This is a genomic window from Staphylococcus pseudintermedius (assembly GCF_001792775.2).
Classification (GTDB): Bacteria; Bacillota; Bacilli; order Staphylococcales; family Staphylococcaceae; genus Staphylococcus; species Staphylococcus pseudintermedius.
Window position 1 is genome coordinate 32,421 of record NZ_MLGE02000007.1, and the last position, 22,596, is coordinate 55,016.

The window sequence follows — 22,596 nt, forward strand, 5'->3', positions numbered from 1 at the left end:
CAAGAACTAAATGAAGGTGTGTTTTTATGACTGTGATTCACTCTAAAACCAATTAGCGATGAGAACGTAAGCGCGGTAGATTAAACAGAATGGCGATAATCCCACAAATCGCAAGCATCACAGGGTAAATGGAATACGGCAACAACGTCACAGGTGAAATGCTCGCTACACCGGCTGCTGCAATGAGCTGTGGACTATAAGGAACAAAGCCTTGAAATGCACTGCCAAATATATCTAACAAACTCGCCGATTTTCTCGGATCAATATCATATTCTTCCGCAATGTCCTTCGCAAGTGGACCTGCCATAATAATCGAAATCGTATTATTCGCTGTCGAAATATCAGCAACACTGACAAGGCTCGCGATACCTAGTTCTGCACCACGTCGTGTTTTAACGCGTTGTTTAACGAAATTTAACAGCCATGTAATCCCCCCGTGATGTTCAACGAGACCTATCATACCACCGATGAGTAATGCAATCATCGCAATGTCTTGCATACCAAGAACGCCTTCTGACGCTGCTTTCAATAGGCCTCCTAAGTCAAATGAACCATCAATCAAGCCAATTAGAGACGATAACAAAATGCCTCCTAACAACACTAACACAACGTTAATACCGATAACCGCCAAAATTAATACGAGTAAGTACGGAACCACTTTAACCCATTCGAAGTCGTACGTTTTCGTTTGTGTCACATCATAACCGTGAGAAAGCCACCATAAAACGAAAATCGTGACGATAGCACCCGGCACAACGATACGAAAGTTCACTTTAAATTTATCGCTCATTTGCGTCTTTTGCGTGCGGACTGCGGCAATCGTTGTATCTGAAATCATGGACAAGTTATCGCCAAACATTGCACCACCAACCACTGTCGCCATCGCAAATGCAGCAGGGATTTCTGTTGCTTCACTAATACCGAATCCCACAGGTGCAATCGCTGCTACAGTCCCTACCGACGTCCCCATCGAAATAGAAATAAACATACAAATGATAAAAAGTCCGACGATCAAGAAATTTTGCGGGATAAATGATAACCCTAAATTGACAATGGAAGTCACACCGCCCATCGCTTCAGTTGTTTTTGAAAAGGCCCCTGCAAGCAAAAAGATAAACATCATCAACACAATATTAGCGTGTCCTGCTTGACGTGCAAAAACTTCTACCTTTGACATAAATGTTTCGCGTCGGTTCATCATTAACGCCACAACGACACCGATAATCGCGGCAACATTTAACGGCATAAAAGTAAAGTCTTTCGTGATGATACCTGCACCTAAAAAGATACTAATAAATACGACTAACGGAATGAGCGCCCATGGACTACTGTGCTCATGCTCTTGTTCTAACATAAAAAATCTCCTTAACGAAAAGCAAATCACCTGTTTGAATATGTGTGATCTACTTGTCCTTCACTTTATTTTTATATCTTTTATAAAAGCAAAAAATCATTTTTAATGACATTTGAAAAATTGAATTTTACTGTTAAACAATACATGAAAACATTGTGACCGTCAACGTCTTAAATGTTCATCCCATAAACGCTGAATGAACGCAATAAAATAATCAGGTACTTTATCTAAAATTTGTTCGTTCGGCTGGAATTGTTCGTGATGCAGTGGGTATTCACTGTCTGAGCCAATCATCGCAAAATGAACAGGTGCCACAGCTTGATAACCTGAGAAATCTTCACCTATCGTTAGTGCGCGCGGTAACACTTCTGTCTCATAACCGACTGATTGTGCCACTTCCAACGCTAAATTTTGTAACGTTTCATCATTGATGACAGAGGCAGTTAAACGGTGATAATCCAAATCAATCTTCACATTAAACTGTTTTTCTAATCCTTCACAAATTTGGGTCATTCTGTCTTCAACTTGGTCACGAATATCTGCTTTAAAACTGCGAACTGTCCCTTCTACCATCGCTTCTTGAGGGATAACATTCCACGTATGACCGCTATGAATTTGACCTATCGTGACGACCGCTTCCTCATAAGGCGCAATGTTGCGACTCACGATCGTTTGTAAGCTTAAAATAAGTTGTCCTAAGACGATTTGCGGGTCTACTGAATCTTGAGGCATTGCTGCGTGCGCGCCTCGACCTTGAATACGAATGTTGAAACGATCGACATTTGACGTTAAATGCCCCGATTTTGCACGCCATTCACCGACTTTTATCATTGGTGCATTGTGGAAGCCAAGAATCGCTAACGCCCCATCTAATGCGCCTGTCTGAACGACAGCGGGTGCCCCATCACCTGTTTCTTCAGCAGATTGGAAAATAATACGGACACGTCCCGGCAATTCTGATTCCATCTCTTTCAATTTCACTGCTGTACCGAGAATAGAAGCCATATGAATATCGTGACCACACGCATGCATCACATTATCATTTTGTGATTGATACGCTAAGTTTGTTTTTTCATTAATGGGTAACGCGTCAATGTCTGAGCGAATCGCAATCATTTCTTCCCCTTGCCCTACTTCTGCGATAAGCCCGACCTTTAACGGTAAGTCGAGTATTCGAATATCGTAACTTTCTAAAATTTCTCGTAACCGTGCTGTTGTTTGAAATTCTTCATTGGAAAGTTCTGGATTTTGATGAAACCATCTTCTCCATTCAATTAATTGTTTTAAATCAGCTGCCATGTTGATCCCTTCCTTTTCGAAATTTTTGAATCCGTTGATAACTATAATAAACCGCTGTGCCGACGACTACCCCGAGTGCTAAATTATGCGCGGTGACAATCAATAAAAAAGTAATGAGCATAATCATGAATTCTGTCCAACGTCGCTCGACAATATACCGCAATGTTTGACGGTCAAAAGCGTTCATCGCAATACGTGTCAAAACGATAGCTAACACGACCATAGGAATGTTGCCGACGAGTGGACTTAATAACACTAAAAATAACAACATCACGATACCTGCTGCCAAAGTTGAAAGTCGTGACGTTGCACCTAATTTAAGGTTATATTTCGACTGTCCCACTAACGCACTTCCCGCAAGCCCCCCAAATAAACAAATGATGAAATTTGTAAGCCCTTGACCAAATGATTCACGATTGAGACTGCTAGCGGTTTTTGTTAGCTGATCGACCATTCGCGCTGTTAAACTCGTTTGAATTGTTGCGACAATTGCTAACATTAGGCCAAAAATGATGAGTTCTACAACTATCCACCCTGTTAAATCAACTTGAGGTAACCCGAGCGTTGGCATTTCGAATTGGATATACGCTAAATCTTGTACGACCATTAAGTCGACATGAAACATTTTGGCCGCGATGGATAAAACGACAATCATAATGAGTGCAGCAGGGATACGTTCTGTGATATGCGGAATGAAAAATATCATGATTAAACTGAGCACTGCAAAGAGGTATGTCGATAGATTGTGACCCAAAATATGTTTTAGTTGCGAGGTAAATAATAAATAAGCTAACGCATTCATAAATCCAACAACGACCGGTACTGGAATTTTATGTATCGCTTTATCCACACGACAAAATGCGAATATGATTTGAAATATGCCCATGATGAGCATCGCTGCAACGAGCATCTGCTGGCCATACATTGAGGTGATTAACACAGCGACAATGGAGACCCCACTACTCGGCGAAGAAACCATTAATGTGCGGGAACCTAAAAAACTGATTCCGATGAGCATGAGTGCGGTACTGAATATGCCGACTGTTGGGCCAACGCCAGCGATAAATGAAAATGCGATAGCACCTGCCACCATAGCTAGAGCAACCAGTAAGCCTGCTGTGATGTTTTGGAAAGTGTGTTCTCTCCAGCTTGTGAGGTAATTTTGGATTGTGTGATGCATCTCCATCCCCCCGACTCCCTTATATTGCATTATATTATATCAAAGCAATCGGGATTTGTTGATTATTTTAGGTTTTGGGTGATGGTTTTGATACATGGTTGTTATGTTTACAATTGCGTTGAGCATAATCTAACGATTGCTTAAACCGTGCTGCGCTTTCCGAGGCGCTGAAACTCCAACTCAATTCGGCTCGATTGGGATGAGCACCTGGTGGAAGCCGAATTGAATTTTCCGTTTCAGCTGATGCCTCAGGAGTCTCGCACGATTTCGGCAATCGTATCGCTACAGTATTGTTATTCAGCGTTCCAAAAACACTTCACGCTTTATGGGAAAGAGTGAGATTGGACTTGCCTCAACTCAATTTGGCTTGATTAAAATGTACACTTGATGGTAGCCAAATTGGATTTTGGGAGGAGTCAACGGCGTCGTTTCTGTTCCTATCATATTCAGCGCGTGCTGCATTTCACAAAAAGATGAAGCGGATGGCAACCTCTTATACAAGGTATTTATCCGCTTCGTTTATTGTCATTATGCTTATGTTAATAGTTGTGGTTGGCGGTCAACGATGACACGTCCGTTTTGAATGACTTTTTCAACATGGTTCACACCGTAATGATACGGAATGTATTCATGGTTAGGTGCGCGCCAAATGACGATATTCGCATCGTCGCCTTCGTTAATCGTACCCGCGTCCACATCGATGGCTTTTGCTGCATTGACTGTGACTGCGTTCCAAATTTCGGCTGGTGATAATTTTAATTTTAATGATGCAATCGCCATCACCATTTGTAAATTGTTTGTGACACAGCTACCTGGGTTGTAGTCTGTCGCAATCGCAATGGCACCGTTATTGTCTAACATGCCGCGAGCGTCTGCATAACTTTCTTTGTCCAAGTAGAACGTTGTGCCTGGTAATAATACCGCTACTGTGTCAGAATCTTTTAAGTTCGCTTTGTCTTTATCACTTGATGCAACGAGGTGATCTGCAGAAATGGCATCTTCTTCAATCGCTAAGCCTAAACCACCGAGTGGATCGATTTCATCTGCATGAATTTTCACTCTTAAGCCCAGTTCTTTCGCTGCTTCCATATAACGTTTTGATTCTTCTAACGTAAATACACCCGTTTCACAGAAAATATCTGCAAAGTCTGCGTATTTTTTCGCTTCTGGTAATAAATCAATCATTTCTTGTAAGAAGTCTGCTTGTGACGATGCTTCTTTTGGAATAGCATGTGGTCCTAAAAAAGTATGACGCATTTTCAAACCATATTTTTCTTCTAAACGTTTAGAAACGCGCAATTGTTTCAATTCGTTTTCTTTGTTTAAGCCGTATCCACTTTTACTTTCTACAGCTAATACACCATGATGCACCATCGTTAATAAATCATATTCAGCCTTTTTAAATAGTTCATCTTCGGTCGCTTGGCGTGTCGCTTCTACTGTTGATAAAATACCGCCACCTGATTCAAGTATTTCTAAATATGATTTGCCTTGACGTTTTAACGCCATTTCGTGTTCACGTGAGCCACCATGAACTAAATGTGTGTGTGCGTCAACAAGCGCGGGTGAAACAACGCGGTCAGAAGCATCAATTGTGTTGCGTGCTTCGTAGCCTTCAGTATAAGGCCCTGCATAGACAATTTTCCCTTCATGTACCACGACTGTACCGTGCTTGACAACATTTAATTCATCCAAATCTTTACCTTTTAAAGGGCGCTCTGTCGTTACTGGTAAAATCAATTCTTTAATATTTTGAATCAGTAAATCATAAGTCATTCTGTTTCTACCTCCTTAGTGATCATAGGCATATCAACGCCACGAGTTTTGGCAGTTTCAATCGCTTTTTCATAGCCCGCATCTGCATGTCGCACTACACCCATACCCGGATCTGTCGTTAATACACGTCCTAATCTTCTGTCTGCACGTTCTGAACCATCTGCAACAACTACCATGCCTGCGTGTAATGAATAGCCCATACCTACGCCGCCCCCATGGTGAACTGAAATCCATGAACCTCCAGCTGCTGTGTTAATTAATGCATTTAAAATTGCCCAGTCCCCTACAGCATCTGAACCGTCTAACATCGCTTCAGTTTCACGGTTTGGTGATGCTACTGAACCTGAATCTAAATGGTCACGACCGATAACGATTGGTGCAGAAATTTCGCCAGTACGCACAAGTTCATTTAAGGCTAAGCCCATTTTTGCACGTTCGCCATAACCGAGCCATGCGATTCTTGACGGCAGCCCTTGGAATGCGATTTTTTCACTTGCCATATCTAGCCAACGCATTAATTTTTCATCTTCTGGGAATAATTCACGCATTAATTGGTCCGCACGTTCAATATCTTTTGGATCTCCAGATAATGCTGCGAAACGGAATGGTCCTTTACCTTCACAGAATAACGGGCGAATATATGCCGGTACGAAACCTGGGAAATCAAATGCGTTTTCTAAGCCTTCATCAAATGCGACTTGGCGAATATTGTTACCATAGTCGAATGCAATCGCACCATTTTTTTGGAATTGTAACATTGCTTCAACGTGTTTTTTCATAGATCGTTTTGATAATGTGACATACTTTGCAGGATCACTATCTCTTAATGCTGCCGCTTCTTCTAAACTATACCCTTCAGGCACATAACCATTAAGTGGATCGTGAGCAGATGTTTGGTCCGTCACAATATCAATTTTGAAGCCACGTTTTAAAATTTCGTGATGGACTTCCGCCGCGTTACCGACTAATCCAATTGCAATGGCACGCCCTTCTTTTTTCGCTTTCTCAGCTTTTTCTAAAGCTTCATCTAATGAATGTGTAATCGTGTCACAGTAACGCGTGTCGATACGTTTTTGAATACGTGTTGGGTCAACATCTACGCCAATAACGACACCGCCATTCATCGTAACAGCAAGCGGTTGTGCTCCACCCATACCGCCTAATCCAGCAGTTAATGTAATTGTACCTTTTAATGAGCCATTGAAATGTTGATTCGCTAATTCCGCAAAAGTTTCGTACGTACCTTGCACAATACCTTGTGAACCAATGTAAATCCAACTACCCGCTGTCATTTGGCCGTACATCATTAAGCCCTTTTTATCTAATTCATGGAAATGATCCCAAGTTGCCCATTTTGGTACGAGCACAGAGTTTGATAAAAGTACACGTGGTGCTTCTTCATGCGTTTTAAATACAGCAACAGGTTTACCAGATTGCACTAACATTGTCTCATCATTTTCTAAGCGACGTAATGTATCGACAATCGCATCAAATGCTTCCCAGTTACGCGCTGCTTTACCAATGCCACCATAAACGACAAGACGTTCCGGATGTTCAGCTACTTCCGGATCTAAGTTGTTGTACAACATTCGTAAAACTGCTTCTTGTTCCCAACCTTTACATTCGATTTCTAAACCTTTTTTTGCTTGAATATTTCTCACCATAAGACTTCTCCCTTTCATTTAAAAAATAATTAGACTTAACGGAATAGTAATTAATAAAGTTATTGTCACACGCACAAACCAAATCAATAACAATTGCCAAATCGGAACTTTAATTTCTGTAGCTAAAATACACGGTACAAGCGCTGAAAAGAATATAATTGCTGATACACTCGTAATTGCCACTACAAATTTAACTTCAATCGTTGCTTTAACGACAAGTAACGATGGTAAAAACATTTCAATGACCGATATTGCAGACGCCTTCGCTAATAATGCTTTTTCTGCAATCGGAAAAATATAAATAAATGGATAAAAAATGTAACTCAGTATGTCAATAACCGGTGTAAAGTTCGCTAACAATAAACCAATAAAACCAATCGATAAAATGGACGGTAATATCGCGACTGTCATTTCGAGCCCTTCAGCAAAATGAGTCCACATATTTTTAAACAATGGTGTCGCTTGATGTGATTGTCTTTTCACTGCGAGCCATGCTTGTTGAATACGTGTGCCTTCTTCTTTAGGTTTTGTAGGTGGCTGTTGATTGTTATAGTAGGCTTTCGACGCTTTTGAAATCGGCGGCAAATATGTCGAAATAGCTGTCACAACGAATGTGATGACTAAACAGCTCCAGAAATACAAATTCCAATGTGCCATTAAATCAAGTGTACGTGCCACGATGACCATAAATGTTGCCGATACTGTCGAAAATCCTGTCGCAATGATTAATGCTTCTCGGTAGTTGTAAACACCTTGTTTGTACACACGATTTGTAATTAACAGACCGAGCGAATAACTCCCTACAAACGACGCGACCGCATCAATCGCGGATTCACCTGGTGTGTTAAACACTTTGCGCATGATGGGTTGCATTAACACACCGATAAACTCCAGCAAGCCATATCCTACTAACAATGATAAAGCGATGGCACCGACTGGAATTAAAATGCTTAGTGGCAACATCAATTTATCGAACAAAAACGGTCCATATTGTACTTCAAACAAAATTTTCGGTCCAATATGAAACACGTACATAACGCCGATCACAGCCCCTAAAACTTTAGCCAAAACAATGACAAAATCGGTCTTCGTTTTCCGATAATCCTTACGATAGATTGGTAAAATTGCGCCAATTAAAATCATGGTTAGAGCAATATAAGGCATCACACTTTTGAGGCCTGCGCGTATTGCTAAATGAACATGATCGACAATAATCGTTTGTACCCCGTTAATTTGAAAAGGTACAAAGAAACAAATCACACCTATCGAACTTAAAACCCAAAAACGCCACATCTGGTTACCCTTAACAGTTTGATGTTTCATCCCAACATTTCTCCCCCTTTGCGTTGTGAATCCTACACAAAATAACGACCTCTCCCCTTAGTCTTGCTTTATTTTTCATTATTCTGTCATTTGATTATGCGCTGTTACTGACTAACTCTATTGTAATATGCTAAGCTATTAATAACTAATATAAATAAACTAATCACTTATAGCTTCAAACTATAATAAGGAGGCCATAATGAAAGTAATCCAGTTAGAATACTTTATCGAAATCGTGCATCAAAATAGCTTCACAAAAGCTGCGCAAGCTTTACACATTAGCCAACCTTCATTGACCGCAACGATTAAAAAAATGGAACGTGATTTAGGGTATCAACTGTTAAAAAGAACAACGAAAGAAATTTCAATCACCGAAAAAGGCATTCAGTTTTATAACGAAGCAGTGGAACTTGTGAAACATTATCATCAGTCCATTGAAAAAATGTATGATTTAAAAATGAGTCAAACCCCTAAAATTAAAATGGCCATCATTGAATCCACTGCGCGTTGGGTATCGACGGTTATACAAACACATCAAAATGCTCATCCAGAGCAACATTATCAAATCACGGAAATATTAGATCCTAACCAATTGGCACAAAAATTGATTAACTTTGATGTTCACTTAGGCTTATCGAACGACCAAATTCGTCACGACGGAATCATCTCACTCCCGTTATATCAAGAAGATTATGTTGTGCTCACGCCACAGAATGCCTTTGGAAATCAAAAATCAGTGTCGATTAAAAACTTACCTCTCATCGTTCCTAACCGTGGCTATCAAGTTCGCAAGCATATCGATGACTATTTTACACGTTTAGATGAACGCCCCCATATCATCATGGAAGTGGACCGTTTTGAAACAGCGACCAATTTTGTACATCAAGGTATGGGCTATGCAGTTATCCCACAAATGTATTATCAGTCATATTCAACATTTCAACTGAGTGCGATTAAAATTCGTCCTAACATTAAAAGAACGATTTATCTGAATTACTCAAAAAAACGCGAATACAATCAACACGTCTTTAATTTAGTCGATGCATGTTGTGAATATTGGAACATCGAAAGAAAAGTATAAAATAGTGGTAGCGGGAATTTAATTGAAATCAATCAGTGGAGAAGAACAAGGTGGCAGACGAAACGGACACATGAGAAGTCGAGTCAGTCTTGCAGGGACAGTACGACGAAATTTTTGTTGCATAGGAAATTTTTGGACAGCTCCCCAAATAAAAAACACCCCTATATTAAGAGGTGTTCTTCAAAAAGTTATTTCTCTTCTTTTGTTGATGCTACTTCAACTTCTTGCTCAGTTTCTACTTTTTCACCTTCTGTCGTCGTATCCATTAACATGGGTGTATCATCGTCTTCCCCTTTTTTGCGAGGAGAGAATAAACGCATGATTAAACCTAATACAACAACGACAATTGCGACACTAGCCGTTGAATAAGCCAATACTTTCATGGAGAAGACATCGCCAATTTCTTCGCTGAAAAAGAACACTTTTGCGAATGTCATACTTGCATGAAACAATGTTGCCACGTAAATCGAACGACCACCTGTACCACGCACTAATTCACCTGCGATCATCGAAAACGCAAAGACGTAAATGGCACTGTACATCGTGTAAGGCATACCGAAAGCCGTATTGACATCCCAAATTAAATACAACACACTCACTACAATATTTGAGAAAAAGTGCGGTAATTTGATTTCAACCATATTTAAAAGATAAGAACGAAATCCAAATTCAATGAAAAAAGCCATGAGTATATGACCAATTAAAATCGTCCAAATCGTTTCGGATAAATCTTTAGACTGTAATAAAATAAAGCTGTCGGCATACGTGTTAAAAACATACATGCCAATCATAAAAATAATGAGCGGTAACGTAAAAGCAATCAACAATCGCTCGATCACTTTTAAATTGATTGTAAGTTTTAAACCAGCGACTTGTTCTTTTTTATTTTTAAATATTAATATACATAATACTGCTGCGATAAATGGGCCCAATGAATTTAGAGAAAATACAAATGATTTGAATCCCGACGCTTTTTGAAAATCCTGTAATATGATAGGCGTTGCATAGGATAAGATAAAAAACACAAAAATCGTCAATGCCCACTGAAAGCCAGAGATACGCGTTCGATTCATAATTAATCCTCCATATTAAACAATCACTATTAATGTTCGTATGCATGAGGTAGTCCAGTTAAGGTTCTTATTACTAATGTCTGTTGGACGAATATCAAGTCATAGAATCTAAGGTACATTATAACCATTTATGGAAAAGAAATAAATTAGTAGCTGTTAAATATCATTGAATTGTAATATAAGCGAGATGATTTGTTCAAAGTTTTCAAGAATAACAGTGACCGAATGGGACATAGAAATTTTAGATGCTATTGATATAGTATTTTGTTTAACTTGCCCTTTTCTATCATCCCTTTGATTTAAAGCGCTTACTTTTTTCTTGGAATTTATGTTTTAAAAATAGTAGCATGGAAGTGACACATGGGTTATCACTAATTGTTAGTGAATATGAAAGGGGTCCGATTTATGTATCAAAAACCAAATCAAAAGTTGTGGACAGGTCGTCTAGACAGTGAGATAGACCGCCAAGCATTCCGTCATTTTCAAACTGTCCAATTTGTCGACCTTGAACATGAAGCACCTCAAGATGGAGACATTGCGTTATTGGGATATGCAATCGATGAAGGTGTGCGCTTAAATAAAGGTCGTGTGGGCGCAAGTGAAGGCCCGGATGCGATTAAAAGTGCATTTGCAGGTTTGCCCGCTTCAACAGATTTAAACATAATCGAATATGGCAACTGGACACACTCGGCCGAAGATTTAATCACCTCTCAACAAGCGTACGGTCATTATGTTGCACAATTATTACGTCATCATCACCGCACATTTCTACTCGGAGGCGGACATGATATTGCGTACGCACAATATCTTGGTGTTCGTGAAGCTTATCCAGAACAATCGATCGGTGTGATTAACATCGATGCGCATTTTGACAATCGACAAGAAGGTTATTCTACATCTGGGACAAGTTTTCATCAAATGTTAACAGAAGATGAGCATTTAGACTATTTCGTGTTAGGCATTCAGCGTACAAGCAATACACAAGCCTTGTTCGATTACGCTGACAAAACAAATACGCAATATGTCCTTGCAGAAGAATTAATGGGTCAAATTTGTCCGCCAGTCAAAGATAAACTCGATCATTTCATCAACCAACACGACGTCATTTTATTTACAATTTGTATGGATGTCATTGATAGTGCTTATGCCCCAGGTGTCAGTGCGAATGCGGTTCTTGGACTCACACCTTACACTGTTTTAGAGCTTGGACGCCGTATTTTACAATCTGACAAAGTCACTTCAATCAGTATTGCAGAAACTAATCCAAAATATGATATCGATCAACGTACAGCAAAGTTGGCAGCACACTTTTTAGGACATTTCATCCACTGTTAATGAAAAGATGAAGTCATCGTTGTTGAATACTATGTGTTTTTGTAACGTTGATGATATATAGTAAAGGCTGGGATAACTTCACCTGAATCCCAGCCTCCTCCTATAATTTTTATTTAATATCTGACAGTTTAATGAGTTTCACGCCTTGTTCCGTTCCCACAATCGCTTCTTCTACTGTATCTAAAAAGTAACCTGTCTCCAATACACCAACGAGATGGATTAAAAACTCATGCACTTGATACGGATCAATTTCTCGATTTAAAGCACAATCTAAAATATAGTTACCGTTATCTGTAATAAACGGTGTATGTTCCATCATTCGACGTGTCACTTCAATTTCATATTTTTTTTCAATTAACTGTGCCACTTGTTTCCAATTAAAGCGGTCTACTTCAACTGGCAATTTAAAAGTTTGACCTAAATAATCAACCAGTTTCGATTGGTCAGCAATGACGATAAATCGGTCAGCGAAAGTATCCACGACTTTTTCACGGAACAATGCACCACCGCCACCTTTAATCAAGTTCAGTTTTGGATCGATTTCGTCAGCACCGTCTATCGCGATATCGATATGTTGTACGTCATTAATATGTGCAATTGGAATGTTCAATGATTTTGCTTGATTTTCTGTGCGTTCTGATGTACACACGCCAATCAATTGGTACCCCTTTTCATGAATCAATCCCGCAATTTTAGGCACAAGTAACTCTACTGTACTGCCTGTGCCAATCCCAACCGTCATGCCGTCTTCAATACGACTAACAGCTTCATCTAGCGTCATTAATTTAAGCTGCTTATTACTCATGAGCCCACTCCTTCATTGTGACTTATTATATTAACATTATTGTACAACATTTACGCCGAAAAACCATGACGAACGCAACAAATTAGGCTAAAATTAAAGTAAGACTAGGATTGAGGGTGATTTCAATGAATTATGCAATTTATGCGATATCGACTGGCAAAATCGAATCATTGCAATACGAAGACAGACGTCCTATGAAAAGTGCTTTGAATAAAAAGCCCATCCAAGAAAAAATGTGGCTTTCTCGGACAGGATTTTTAGAAGATGAACAAGAGTACAAAGATCATGGCGGTCCCGACAAAGCGGTTTGTTTATACAGTAAATCGAACTATGCCATGTGGCAAGACGTGATTCAACCCTTACCTGATTCAGCGCTATTTGGCGAGAACATTACTGTGTACGCTATTGATGAAACAGAACTCTTTTTCGGTGATCAATATCGTTTAGGTGAAGCGATTATCGAAGTGTCAGAAATTCGCGAGCCATGCTGGAAACTTCAAAGCAAATATGGCTATTCTCAACTCGTTAAAGACATGTCAAAATCAGGAAAAACTGGCTGTTATTTCCGTGTGATTAAAGAAGGCTTCGTTTCTCCAAACAGTAATTTATCGTTAGTCCAACATGCACCTGAACCTACGCGTTTATCTGTGCAAGAGTTAAATGACATTTACTACAATGATAGAAAAAACAAAGAACGTATTGCTTATGCACTCAACAACCCTTACCTCACAGAAAAACGAAAAAGCGTATTAGAAAAAATGCTCGCACAAGCCACAATGAAATAAATGAAAGATGTATGAAAAAAGCTGGGTCACAATGAAGTTGCCCAACTTTTTCATGCTTATTCATAAAAAGTCTATGCGTTTCTTGGCTTTAATTCCACATGATAACTTGTTTTAGAGTAAAAAGGTGTATGCGCTTTTAACACTGAATGTGCTGATGTACCTAAAAGATTAATATCGTTCGGTATGCTTTGTGTTTCTATCGTAATCCCTGAATGTGGTTTAAAAATATTCATACGGCTTTTCCAATCTTCAGAATCATTTAACGTGTACATCACAATTTGTGGTGCATCTGTCTCAACATGTAATACTAAGTCACGGTTTGAAATCGTCATCTTGCCATCCTTCACTTCAAATGGATGATCGAGACCACCACGCGTTGTGACTTGTTGTTGAATATGGACATCTCCGGTATTGAATAATGTCGCAAGTTCAATTTCATGACTGCCCATTATTGCTGCTAAATCAACCGGCTCTAACACTGGCATACCCGACGCGTCCAAAGGAAACATCTGTAGTTTTTCACTTGCAATGACGTGATTATCCACAACTTTGTTGTCACGATTCAAATTAAAGTAAACGTGGTTCATCGGGTTGAACAATGTATCCGCATCAGACTCCGCAAAATATTCAACTGTCCACGTTTTCGAAGCATCATACGTAAACACGACTTTAATGTCTATATTTCCCGGGTAATGATCTTCATCCTGCTTCACTGTAGTCGTAAAATAAACTTGCGCGCTTTCTTCAGTTTCGCTTTCAATGATTTCATAATCAAATAAGCGGTTAGATAATCCTTGTAGTCCGCCATGTAAATGATTGTCACCATCATTTTGTTCTAATTGATATGTTTGTCCATTTAATTCAAATTGACCTTTCGCAATACGTCCCCCAAAACGTCCAACCGTTGCACCGAAATAAAATGGATTGTGAGGATAAAATTCATCCGCTTCCACTTCATTCCCCAGTACAATGTTATTATCTCCAATTTTCCAACTGACAATGCGCGCCCCATAATTCATGAAAACAATTTTACTTTCCTTATTTTCAATCTTAATGAGTTCAATTCCGTTAGATTGTTGTTCAATGTTAATATTCATTGCGATTCTTTACTCCTTTACGCTCTCCCAAGGTTTACCCTCTTGCCGGCAACACCATGATTAAAACCCCTATGATACAAACCACGCCGCCGATGATATCAAATTTATCTGGTGGCTCTTTATCAATCCAATACGCCCATAATAGACTCATGACGATAAAAACGCCACCATAAGCTGCATACACACGTCCAAAAGTAGGAAATGTTTGGAAAGTCGCAACGATACCGTATAAAATCAATACGATTCCCCCTATCCATCCAAGCCAAAATGGACGATCCGCACGTAGCCATAGCCATATGAGATACCCACCGCCAATTTCACACAACCCCGCTATGATAAAAATTGCTGTGGAATATAAAAAGTTCACTTCTTCACCTCATATTACTTTTACTCTATTGTATCAGTTTCCGAATAACAAGTGGGTAATTATTTCTTAATGTGTCACGCAACCCCTATTTCTAACCATTAAAAAAGACTACCGACACAAGTTGCATCGATAGTCCTTCATCACTTCAAATTTTACTGTTCACGTTGAAACGCACGCTTTAATACATTTTTCCAACCTTTTTCAAACGATAATACTGCATTTTTATATGATTTAGCTGCAAGGAAAAGTAATACACCGATAAGTACAATATGGATAATAACTGCGATAATCGCTTCAAACGTTGGTGTCGTCGTTAACGCTAATCTTGAGAAAGTCACGAATGGCGAAAAGAATGGCACATAACTCATAATGTGAATAAAAACGTTGTCAGGATTGAATGAGCCAAAATAACCTGCATAGAACGCTGCCAAGATTAAGAACGTCATTGGCATTAACGATTGTGCTAAATCTTCAATACGGGCAGTTAAATTACCGAGTATCGCTGCTAAAATAACAAAACTCAAAATGCCCAAAATTAAGAAAATAACACCGAAAACAATCAATCTTGTTAAGTGTGATGTGAGCGTTAAATTCACTGAACCGAACATCGATTGCAAATCAAAAATAATGTAATTTGCTACAAATGTTAGGGCTAAAATAACGATTTGTGTAAATGCAAGTGCTAATACGCCTGCAATTTTTGCCATAATATGTGTTGTCGGTTTCACACTAGTAATAATCATTTCTGACACACGTGACGTTTTTTCCGTAGCCACTTCTGTAGCGATTTGCTGTGCATAGTTAAAGACGATAAAGAACATTAAAAATGTGCCTAACATCGCAATAATTTTTGCGAAATCTTGTTCATCCTCAGACGCACTACTATTTTCTTGTCCTGCTTTTTGAATGATTGTATTGTCGATTTGACTTTGACTTTGTAACCTTTGCAAGTCATCTCCTTGTAAACCGAGATCTTGTGCTATTTTTTGCGTTTGAAGTTGCGTCAATATAGCTTGTAATGTCCCTTTATCACTGTCAGAAGGTGACGATGTACTTAAAATCGTCCCTGTTAATGCATGTTGTTTATCTTCATGAATCACATACGCTTGATCAATTTTTTCTTGTTTGATTTGCTTTTTAGCCTCATCTTCTGACAGTTTTTCATAATGGACATCTTTATTAATGGTCGCCATTTGTTCTTTAACTTGTTGATACAATGTGTTGTCTTGTGTGACAATCGCGACATTTTCACTGCCACCATCGAATTGCTTTATAATTTTATCGAAATTCGCCGCGCCTGTGATAATCAACATCATAATGAGAGTTGAGACAATAAACGACCTTGCTTTTAACTTTTTAAAATACGTCAATTTAAACGTAGCAGCAAACTTACGCATCTCAATCCCCCACTTTCTCGATAAAGATTTCGTTCATCGTCGGTTCCATCAATTGAAATCTCTTCGCGTAACCTTTTTGTTGTACGACTTCAAAAATAGCTTCTGCCACCGTTTCATCCGTTACCGTGAAGGAGTTTTCAGTTTTAACCACTTTATGATGTAATACACCTGGTAATGACGCAACTTCTGATAAATCATACGGTGCATCCACAACGACACGTTTATAGCCGACACTTGCTTTGACAGATGGAATGTCACCTTGAACGACCATCTCACCACGTTTTAAAATGCACAACGCATCACACAGTTCTTCAATATGCTCCATACGATGTGAACTAAAAATGATTGTTGTCCCTTGCGCATTCAAATCTTTTACCGCTTGCTTCAACAACTCAACGTTCACTGGATCGAGTCCACTAAAGGGTTCGTCTAAAATCAACAATTCAGGTTCATGCAACATACTCGCTAACAATTGTACTTTTTGCTGATTCCCTTTTGAAAGTGCTTCAATTTTTTTATGACGATTTTCAGTAATTTTAAAGCGTTCCAACCAATAATCAATCGCTTTACGAATCGCGGGTTTATCCATGCCTTTTAATGTCGCTAAATACGTCAACTCTTCAGTCACTGTTAATTTCGGATGTAAGCCACGTTCTTCTGGTAAATAGCCGATATGATTGTACATGGTATGATTAATCACCCGACCGTTATATGTAATACGTCCTTCAGTTGGCTCAGACAATCCTAAAATCATACGGAAAGTTGTTGTTTTCCCCGCCCCATTGCGTCCTAGAAATCCTAACATTTTCCCTTTTTCAAGTTCAAAAGAAATCTGATTCACTGCGGTAAATTGACCAAATTTCTTCGTGACTTGCTCGATTTTCAATGACATTGCTACACACTCCTTCTTTACTTGGCTTACATTGAATATAACTTATTCTTTACAATATGACAAGTATATTTGTCAAAATGACGTATTTAAATTACAAAGTATCGATGTGACAAATGACGTAATAGAGATGTGACATGAAAAATTCGATGTCTCAACCTTTTTTCTTTTATCAGCATACCTTCAATCATCATGACCTTTAACAATATAATAAAAGACTTTTACAGCACCAACACTGCAAAAGTCTTTATACTCAGTTCGTTAATAAAGATATGGGTCATCTTTCTTTTCTGTTTCTTCAATATCACGCGGTTCACCTTGTCGCGTCATTGTGTCATTGCGATGACTTTGTTGATACGCCATGCTGCCAAGATTTCTATCATCACCTACATATTGACGACCATATTTCGGTGAAGGACCATATTGATTGTCTTGTTCTTTACTATCCAATAAACAAACAATAAACGTCACTAAGCTTAAAATGATACTGATCGCCATCAACGTGTATGCAATCCAGTTTGGAAGAAATGCAAATTCACTAATAATACTCACATCAGTTCCTGTGGATGTGTTTTGGTACAACATCTCTTTTTGCGTGAAAGCACTAGCGATATTATAAATAATACCAACAATAAACGATAAAATTGGAATCAACATCGAAAATCCGACGTCATGAAACCGTCTCACTGTTAATGCGAGATTCGGAATAATTGTTGCGAGTCCATATAGGCCAATAGCGAGAAACAAAATGACTGCAACAATCCAACCTAAAACCGGAATAAACATTAAAACCACACCTAAAAATAACGCTGGTATCGTAATGATGAGATGCCATAACATGACCCACCAATACTCACTCCGACGACTTCTCCCTTTAAAATTCACATAGTTTGTCCAATATAATTTAAATGCTTCAACAAATCCTACTTTAGGTGTCTCCAAATTCATTGACCTCCTTAAATAAGTTGTAGTTCTCTTCTAGTCTACCATACTCTACTTTTATTGCTATAGTATATTAATCATTTTTTATCATTTTATCCGCCAAGTTAAATCGTATGATCCGTTTGGAATGTTATAGCGATTTCCGGTAAAATAGCATCATATAATTAAATAAAATGGAGGCAACTATGGATTTTATTCACCCACCGACAATTCAAACCGCTCAAAACTTACTTGGGGTTCAATTGATTTATGAAGCACCAGAAAGCACCTACAGTGGCTATATTGTTGAAACAGAAGCCTATTTAGGTTTTAAAGATCAAGCTGCACATGGCTATCAGGGACGTCGCACACCAAAAGTCGAATCACTTTATCAACAGGGCGGGACCATTTATGCACATGTCATGCACCGTCACTTGCTCATCAATTTTGTTACACAAGAACAAGGTATTCCAGAAGGCGTACTTATCCGTGCTATTCAACCTGAAGCAGGCATTGAAATGATGCAACGTAATCGCGGTCGACAAGGCTACGCGTTAACGAATGGCCCAGGAAAGTTAACCGCTGCAATGCAAATTCCTCGTTCTATTGATGGCAGTCAATTGAATACGGGGCGTTTAAAGATTGATACGAAAAATAGAAAGTTTCCGCGAGAAATCGAAATTGGACCACGTATCGGCATTCCGAATAAAGGCGATTGGACAGCCGCCCATTTACGTTATAGTGTTAAAGGGAACCCGTATGTATCACATCGACGAAAAAGTGAGATGTCGCCTATTGAAGAGACGTGGCGGTAAAATTTAAAGAAGAGGCTAAGACACAAAATGTCCTAACCTCTTACTATGCGCATCATTACAACGACACGACACCGTTATGCTTATTCATCAACAGCATTGTTCTTTTGTTTTCTAAACATACCAATATGAATTGAAATGACCGCACATAAAATTAAAATGAGTGGATAATACGAAAACTTCAATACTTCAAAATAAGAAACATGGCCGAACTGTTCAGCCATTAACATCCCGCTGTCATGTGGCAACACCATCAATGCACTCGCAGCAAAAATGTCTAACAAGCTGGCCATTCTTTTCGGCGCAATTTTATACATTTGACCGAGTTCTTTAGCGATAGGTGCTGAAATAATAATTGCGACCACATTATGCACTAAAGCTGCAGACAATAGTCCCGATAAAAAGCTCATCGCATATTCAGCACTTTTCGGCCCATTTGCACGTTTTTTCATTGTTTCTACAATCCAGTCAATACCGCCATAGTATCGAATTAAAGCGACTAAACCTGAAATTAAGAAAGCGATAAGAAAAATGGAGAACGTGCCTTCCATTCCTTCCCCAATTTTAGAAGTCCACTCAAAGACCCCTATATTTCCTCGTGCGACACCAATAATGCCTGTTAAAACCGTCCCCGAAATGAGCACGAGCATGACATTCATTCCAGCAATAGCCGCAATGAGGACGAATAAATATGGAATCACATCAATAAAATTAAAACTTAAATCACCTTTAATATGCCCTGTGCCACCAACAATAGCATAAATAATAAAAGTGATGATCGCTGCTGGCAGTGCGATAAGAAAATTCGCTTTAAACTTATCTTTCATCTTCGCACCTACACCTGTTGTTGCTGCAATTGTCGTATCAGAAATAATAGATAAGTTATCTCCGAAGTAAGCCCCTGCAATGACCGCCGCAGCCGCCGCAGCTACATTTAAGTCTGCCGCTTGAGCAACAGCAACCCCAATCGGAATAAAAGCGGCTTGTGTACCCGTTGATGTCCCTATTGATGTTGCGACGAAAGCACTCATCACAAAAATACCAGGGATCAACAAACTTGGCGGAATAATAGATAAGCCCAAGTTGACCATCGCCTCTTGACCACCCATTGCTGACGCCGCGCTAGCAAAACCACCTGCTAATAGTAAAATCAGGCCAAGTTCTGCAATACCCGAAGAACCTGCATTTTCCGTAAATATTTTAACTTTTTGCGTGATGGGCGTTTTACGATCGTAGCACGTCCATGCAATGACAATCGCAATAAAAATCGCCACATGTCTCGGTAATAGTTGAAATGCATCTTTTGTGCCGAGCATTGTAAACACAAGCCCCACACCAATGTACAATACTAAAAAGATGACTAATGGTAATAACGCGAGTGCACCATATTGTTTTTGACTTCTTAATTCATTAGACATGTCTTTCTCCTCAATATCTTATTATCATGATAAGGATTATACACTTTTATCTCACTTTGACAAGTCTCGCGTATTATTTTTTTATGAATAGATACGTTTTTTATGCATAGTCATCTGCTTTTTACTTTTATAAATCATCATATCGTTTCATCTTTTCCAATGTATGAACAGCTATTCATATGCTGAAAATGTCGCATCACCATAATTTGTAACTTTAATATCGACTTGATGCTCACCACGACCGACTTGATTATTGTTCAGTCCTTCAACACCATCTAAGTCGACCGCTCCTTCATCCCCATCGATATGAAAGGCTGTATTCGAAAGTTGACCCTTATAATTGACATCCACAATACCATTATTAATCTCCCAAGACATCGGAATATCTAGTGAGACATCCTCTAAAGTAACATCACTAGCATCTACTTTAGCAGTCATTTTTTTAAAGTCAGTATGTTCCGTATATAAAGCACTGTCTTTCATAGCCGTAGCGAGTTGTTGAATATGACTGTCATCCATATACAAATCTGCTCTTGTTAAGTTCAAAGTTAAATGCGCTAGTTCAAACGCATCTACAGTCATAGTTGTATCTGTCCCATTTAACGCCACTTGATCCACTTGTGAACTAGGCAACGTAATGATGAGTTGCTTTCTATCTAAAGGACGAAGCGGATTGAGATGAATCGAGATGGGTTGACGTCTCTCACTAGAAATGGAGACGTTCATTTGAGTCCCGTTTTTCTTAACTTTAAGGTGATCTTCATTTAAGATGTCACCTTTAATTTTCAATGTATCACCTTTGACAAATGTTACATCTCTACCTTTTATTTCTAGCGCTAACTTTTTTATGTCATCCGTCTTATAAGTTTTTTGTGTTATCTCATGATCTCGTTGGTCATGAAAAAATGTGTAATAAACCGTGCCAGCAAGTCCAACTACAAACATCACACATCCGATTAAAAACACAATGAACAATGCACGTTTCATGCACTTACACCTCTTTTCACCAGTTTAACGTTCCATTTCAAATATTTTACAAATCCGATATAGCTCCATTTGAGGATAAAAAATAATAACACAATCAAGATGAGTCCCAATCCGAACCAACCCATCACCGCAAACACATCTTCAATGAGGATGACTTCTGATAAAACGTAATATTTAAACACTAAGGCGAATGGTGTCAGGAGAAATGCAATGCTCGTCAGGACGATACTGAAAAGGATACCGAGGGCAATCATCAATGGACCTGTAATTAATATAAAATTCAGTACACTGAGTCCTATCACAGTGGCAAGGGCTTGTGTGATATTCGATGTTTTTTGACTCTCTTCAGCCTGGTTCACCGCACTTTCTGCATTGATAGCACGTGCCATCTCTTTCGGTGCACCTAACATCCCAATAATTTCTTGTTCAGATTTACCATCACGTAAGCCTTCAATAAAATGATTTTCATATTCAGCCACAATGTCACGTTTTTCTGATTCTGGCATGCCCTTTAAGTATTGATAAAGGCTATTCAAGTATTCTGATTTCGTCATTCGCATTCACTCTCCTCGATAAAAATTTTCACGATACTGACAAATTCATGCCATTCTGATTTCAATTGTTGTAACCGCTGATTCCCTACACGTGTGAGTTCATAATATTTACGCGCAGGTCCTTCCATTGATGGTTCGTAATAGGTCGTCAAACAACTTTCTTTAACAAGTCGACGTAATAACGGATAAACCGTACCTTCAGCAATCATCATATGCTTAGAAATATTTTGTACGAGTGAGTAGCCATACTGTGGCTCCTTTTTAATAATCAACAGTACAATCATTTCTAATGCACCTTTTTTGAATTGGATGTTCATTGTTGCACCTCCATCAATACATTAATCAGTACTAACCAATGTATAATACTCAAATATAAAATACCAAACACTATTATACATTGCAAGGTACTGTGTAAAATTCATTTGAACGGCTATAGGTCTCTGCTCAAAACCAATAAAAAATGCGTACCAGGGGCTTTC

Annotated in this window: 21 protein-coding genes; 4 read left to right on the plus strand and 17 right to left on the minus strand. The window is 38.9% G+C overall.

All coding sequences use genetic code 11. The annotated features are described in order from the left end of the window. Positions 1-52: 52 nt before the first annotated feature. From BJK46_RS06890 to BJK46_RS06915, 6 genes are all read right to left on the minus strand, one after another. Complete coding sequence (locus BJK46_RS06890) at positions 53-1,354, minus strand: Na+/H+ antiporter NhaC family protein (protein ID WP_100006708.1); 1,302 nt, start codon at positions 1,352-1,354, stop codon at positions 53-55. A 162-nt stretch (positions 1,355-1,516) separates the two neighbouring features. After that, positions 1,517-2,653, minus strand: coding sequence for a M20 peptidase aminoacylase family protein (locus BJK46_RS06895; protein WP_014613134.1), 1,137 nt, complete (start codon positions 2,651-2,653; stop codon positions 1,517-1,519). Then, positions 2,643-3,833, minus strand: a complete 1,191-nt coding sequence (locus tag BJK46_RS06900) for a SulP family inorganic anion transporter (protein ID WP_240621150.1) — start codon at positions 3,831-3,833, stop codon at positions 2,643-2,645. The genes BJK46_RS06895 and BJK46_RS06900 overlap by 11 nt, the downstream gene beginning before the upstream one ends. A 534-nt stretch (positions 3,834-4,367) precedes the next feature. Then, the gene (hutI, locus tag BJK46_RS06905; RefSeq protein WP_103263454.1) at positions 4,368-5,609 is read right to left on the minus strand and encodes an imidazolonepropionase; all 1,242 of its coding nucleotides are present in this window, start codon (positions 5,607-5,609) and stop codon (positions 4,368-4,370) included. Beyond that, positions 5,606-7,270 (minus strand): urocanate hydratase, encoded by a 1,665-nt coding sequence (gene hutU / locus BJK46_RS06910; RefSeq protein ID WP_161193175.1) that lies wholly within the window; start codon positions 7,268-7,270, stop codon positions 5,606-5,608. Before hutU ends, hutI begins: the two co-directional genes overlap by 4 nt. A 21-nt stretch (positions 7,271-7,291) precedes the next feature. Further along, a complete protein-coding gene (locus BJK46_RS06915; RefSeq protein WP_014613130.1) occupies positions 7,292-8,596 on the minus strand; it encodes a YjiH family protein in 1,305 nt (434 codons plus the stop codon). A gap of 199 nt (positions 8,597-8,795) precedes the next feature. Between BJK46_RS06915 and BJK46_RS06920 the strand changes: the two genes are divergently transcribed. Further along, the gene (locus BJK46_RS06920) at positions 8,796-9,677 is read left to right on the plus strand and encodes a LysR family transcriptional regulator (RefSeq protein WP_037542368.1); all 882 of its coding nucleotides are present in this window, start codon (positions 8,796-8,798) and stop codon (positions 9,675-9,677) included. 188 nt (positions 9,678-9,865) lie between these two features. Here BJK46_RS06920 and sdpC read toward each other — a convergent pair whose 3' ends face one another. Next, positions 9,866-10,750 carry a peptidoglycan release complex CPBP-like subunit SdpC gene (gene sdpC, locus BJK46_RS06925; protein WP_014613128.1) on the minus strand — a complete coding sequence of 295 codons (885 nt, stop codon included), beginning with the start codon at positions 10,748-10,750 and terminating at the stop codon, positions 9,866-9,868. Positions 10,751-11,155: 405 nt separating this feature from the next. Here sdpC and hutG point away from each other — a divergent pair, with 405 nt between their 5' ends. Continuing rightward, a complete protein-coding gene (hutG, locus tag BJK46_RS06930) occupies positions 11,156-12,085 on the plus strand; it encodes a formimidoylglutamase (RefSeq protein ID WP_014613127.1) in 930 nt (309 codons plus the stop codon). Between the two features lie 109 nt (positions 12,086-12,194). On the opposite strand, the gene rpiA is transcribed toward hutG, so the two are convergent. Next, the gene (gene rpiA / locus BJK46_RS06935) at positions 12,195-12,890 is read right to left on the minus strand and encodes a ribose 5-phosphate isomerase A (RefSeq protein ID WP_014613126.1); all 696 of its coding nucleotides are present in this window, start codon (positions 12,888-12,890) and stop codon (positions 12,195-12,197) included. A gap of 125 nt (positions 12,891-13,015) precedes the next feature. Here rpiA and BJK46_RS06940 point away from each other — a divergent pair, with 125 nt between their 5' ends. Further along, positions 13,016-13,675: an MOSC domain-containing protein gene (locus BJK46_RS06940; protein ID WP_014613125.1), complete on the plus strand. Its 660-nt coding sequence runs from the start codon at positions 13,016-13,018 to the stop codon at positions 13,673-13,675. 71 nt (positions 13,676-13,746) lie between these two features. Here the strand turns inward: BJK46_RS06940 and BJK46_RS06945 are convergent, their stop codons facing one another. The 5 genes from BJK46_RS06945 to BJK46_RS06965 form a co-directional block, all read right to left on the minus strand. Further along, positions 13,747-14,772, minus strand: a complete 1,026-nt coding sequence (locus BJK46_RS06945) for an aldose epimerase family protein (protein WP_014613124.1) — start codon at positions 14,770-14,772, stop codon at positions 13,747-13,749. A 34-nt stretch (positions 14,773-14,806) separates the two neighbouring features. After that, positions 14,807-15,139 carry a YnfA family protein gene (locus BJK46_RS06950; protein WP_015729565.1) on the minus strand — a complete coding sequence of 111 codons (333 nt, stop codon included), beginning with the start codon at positions 15,137-15,139 and terminating at the stop codon, positions 14,807-14,809. Positions 15,140-15,291: 152 nt separating this feature from the next. Further along, positions 15,292-16,536: an ABC transporter permease gene (locus tag BJK46_RS06955; protein WP_014613122.1), complete on the minus strand. Its 1,245-nt coding sequence runs from the start codon at positions 16,534-16,536 to the stop codon at positions 15,292-15,294. A gap of 1 nt (position 16,537) precedes the next feature. Next, complete coding sequence (locus BJK46_RS06960) at positions 16,538-17,428, minus strand: ABC transporter ATP-binding protein (protein ID WP_014613121.1); 891 nt, start codon at positions 17,426-17,428, stop codon at positions 16,538-16,540. A gap of 258 nt (positions 17,429-17,686) precedes the next feature. Next, on the minus strand, positions 17,687-18,373 hold the full coding sequence (locus BJK46_RS06965; RefSeq protein WP_100006710.1) for a DUF805 domain-containing protein: 687 nt from the start codon (positions 18,371-18,373) through the stop codon (positions 17,687-17,689). 179 nt (positions 18,374-18,552) lie between these two features. Between BJK46_RS06965 and BJK46_RS06970 the strand changes: the two genes are divergently transcribed. After that, positions 18,553-19,161 carry a DNA-3-methyladenine glycosylase gene (locus tag BJK46_RS06970; RefSeq protein WP_020219785.1) on the plus strand — a complete coding sequence of 203 codons (609 nt, stop codon included), beginning with the start codon at positions 18,553-18,555 and terminating at the stop codon, positions 19,159-19,161. 80 nt (positions 19,162-19,241) lie between these two features. Here the strand turns inward: BJK46_RS06970 and BJK46_RS06975 are convergent, their stop codons facing one another. From BJK46_RS06975 to BJK46_RS06990, 4 genes are all read right to left on the minus strand, one after another. Further along, a complete protein-coding gene (locus BJK46_RS06975; protein ID WP_014613118.1) occupies positions 19,242-20,576 on the minus strand; it encodes a Na+/H+ antiporter NhaC family protein in 1,335 nt (444 codons plus the stop codon). A 171-nt stretch (positions 20,577-20,747) separates the two neighbouring features. After that, positions 20,748-21,563, minus strand: a complete 816-nt coding sequence (locus BJK46_RS06980; protein ID WP_096533459.1) for a DUF4097 family beta strand repeat-containing protein — start codon at positions 21,561-21,563, stop codon at positions 20,748-20,750. Next, entirely contained in the window at positions 21,560-22,117 is a 558-nt protein-coding gene (locus BJK46_RS06985) for an HAAS signaling domain-containing protein (RefSeq protein WP_070407365.1), read from the minus strand. Before BJK46_RS06985 ends, BJK46_RS06980 begins: the two co-directional genes overlap by 4 nt. Next, entirely contained in the window at positions 22,114-22,434 is a 321-nt protein-coding gene (locus tag BJK46_RS06990; protein WP_014613115.1) for a PadR family transcriptional regulator, read from the minus strand. Before BJK46_RS06990 ends, BJK46_RS06985 begins: the two co-directional genes overlap by 4 nt. Between the last annotated feature and the right edge of the window lie 162 nt (positions 22,435-22,596).

What these genes read in the sequence shown, in the direction of transcription:
- BJK46_RS06890 (WP_100006708.1), bottom strand. Translation starts at nt 1,354, where the DNA reads ATGTTAGAACAAGAGCATGAGCACAGTAGTCCATGGGCGCTCATTCCG.
- BJK46_RS06895 (WP_014613134.1), bottom strand. Translation starts at nt 2,653, where the DNA reads ATGGCAGCTGATTTAAAACAATTAATTGAATGGAGAAGATGGTTTCAT.
- BJK46_RS06900 (WP_240621150.1), bottom strand. Translation starts at nt 3,833, where the DNA reads ATGCATCACACAATCCAAAATTACCTCACAAGCTGGAGAGAACACACT.
- hutI (WP_103263454.1), bottom strand. Translation starts at nt 5,609, where the DNA reads ATGACTTATGATTTACTGATTCAAAATATTAAAGAATTGATTTTACCA.
- BJK46_RS06915 (WP_014613130.1), bottom strand. Translation starts at nt 8,596, where the DNA reads ATGAAACATCAAACTGTTAAGGGTAACCAGATGTGGCGTTTTTGGGTT.
- BJK46_RS06920 (WP_037542368.1), top strand. Translation starts at nt 8,796, where the DNA reads ATGAAAGTAATCCAGTTAGAATACTTTATCGAAATCGTGCATCAAAAT.
- sdpC (WP_014613128.1), bottom strand. Translation starts at nt 10,750, where the DNA reads ATGAATCGAACGCGTATCTCTGGCTTTCAGTGGGCATTGACGATTTTT.
- hutG (WP_014613127.1), top strand. Translation starts at nt 11,156, where the DNA reads ATGTATCAAAAACCAAATCAAAAGTTGTGGACAGGTCGTCTAGACAGT.
- rpiA (WP_014613126.1), bottom strand. Translation starts at nt 12,890, where the DNA reads ATGAGTAATAAGCAGCTTAAATTAATGACGCTAGATGAAGCTGTTAGT.
- BJK46_RS06940 (WP_014613125.1), top strand. Translation starts at nt 13,016, where the DNA reads ATGAATTATGCAATTTATGCGATATCGACTGGCAAAATCGAATCATTG.
- BJK46_RS06945 (WP_014613124.1), bottom strand. Translation starts at nt 14,772, where the DNA reads ATGAATATTAACATTGAACAACAATCTAACGGAATTGAACTCATTAAG.
- BJK46_RS06955 (WP_014613122.1), bottom strand. Translation starts at nt 16,536, where the DNA reads ATGCGTAAGTTTGCTGCTACGTTTAAATTGACGTATTTTAAAAAGTTA.
- BJK46_RS06960 (WP_014613121.1), bottom strand. Translation starts at nt 17,428, where the DNA reads ATGTCATTGAAAATCGAGCAAGTCACGAAGAAATTTGGTCAATTTACC.
- BJK46_RS06965 (WP_100006710.1), bottom strand. Translation starts at nt 18,373, where the DNA reads ATGAATTTGGAGACACCTAAAGTAGGATTTGTTGAAGCATTTAAATTA.
- BJK46_RS06970 (WP_020219785.1), top strand. Translation starts at nt 18,553, where the DNA reads ATGGATTTTATTCACCCACCGACAATTCAAACCGCTCAAAACTTACTT.
- BJK46_RS06975 (WP_014613118.1), bottom strand. Translation starts at nt 20,576, where the DNA reads ATGTCTAATGAATTAAGAAGTCAAAAACAATATGGTGCACTCGCGTTA.
- BJK46_RS06980 (WP_096533459.1), bottom strand. Translation starts at nt 21,563, where the DNA reads ATGAAACGTGCATTGTTCATTGTGTTTTTAATCGGATGTGTGATGTTT.
- BJK46_RS06985 (WP_070407365.1), bottom strand. Translation starts at nt 22,117, where the DNA reads ATGACGAAATCAGAATACTTGAATAGCCTTTATCAATACTTAAAGGGC.
- BJK46_RS06990 (WP_014613115.1), bottom strand. Translation starts at nt 22,434, where the DNA reads ATGAACATCCAATTCAAAAAAGGTGCATTAGAAATGATTGTACTGTTG.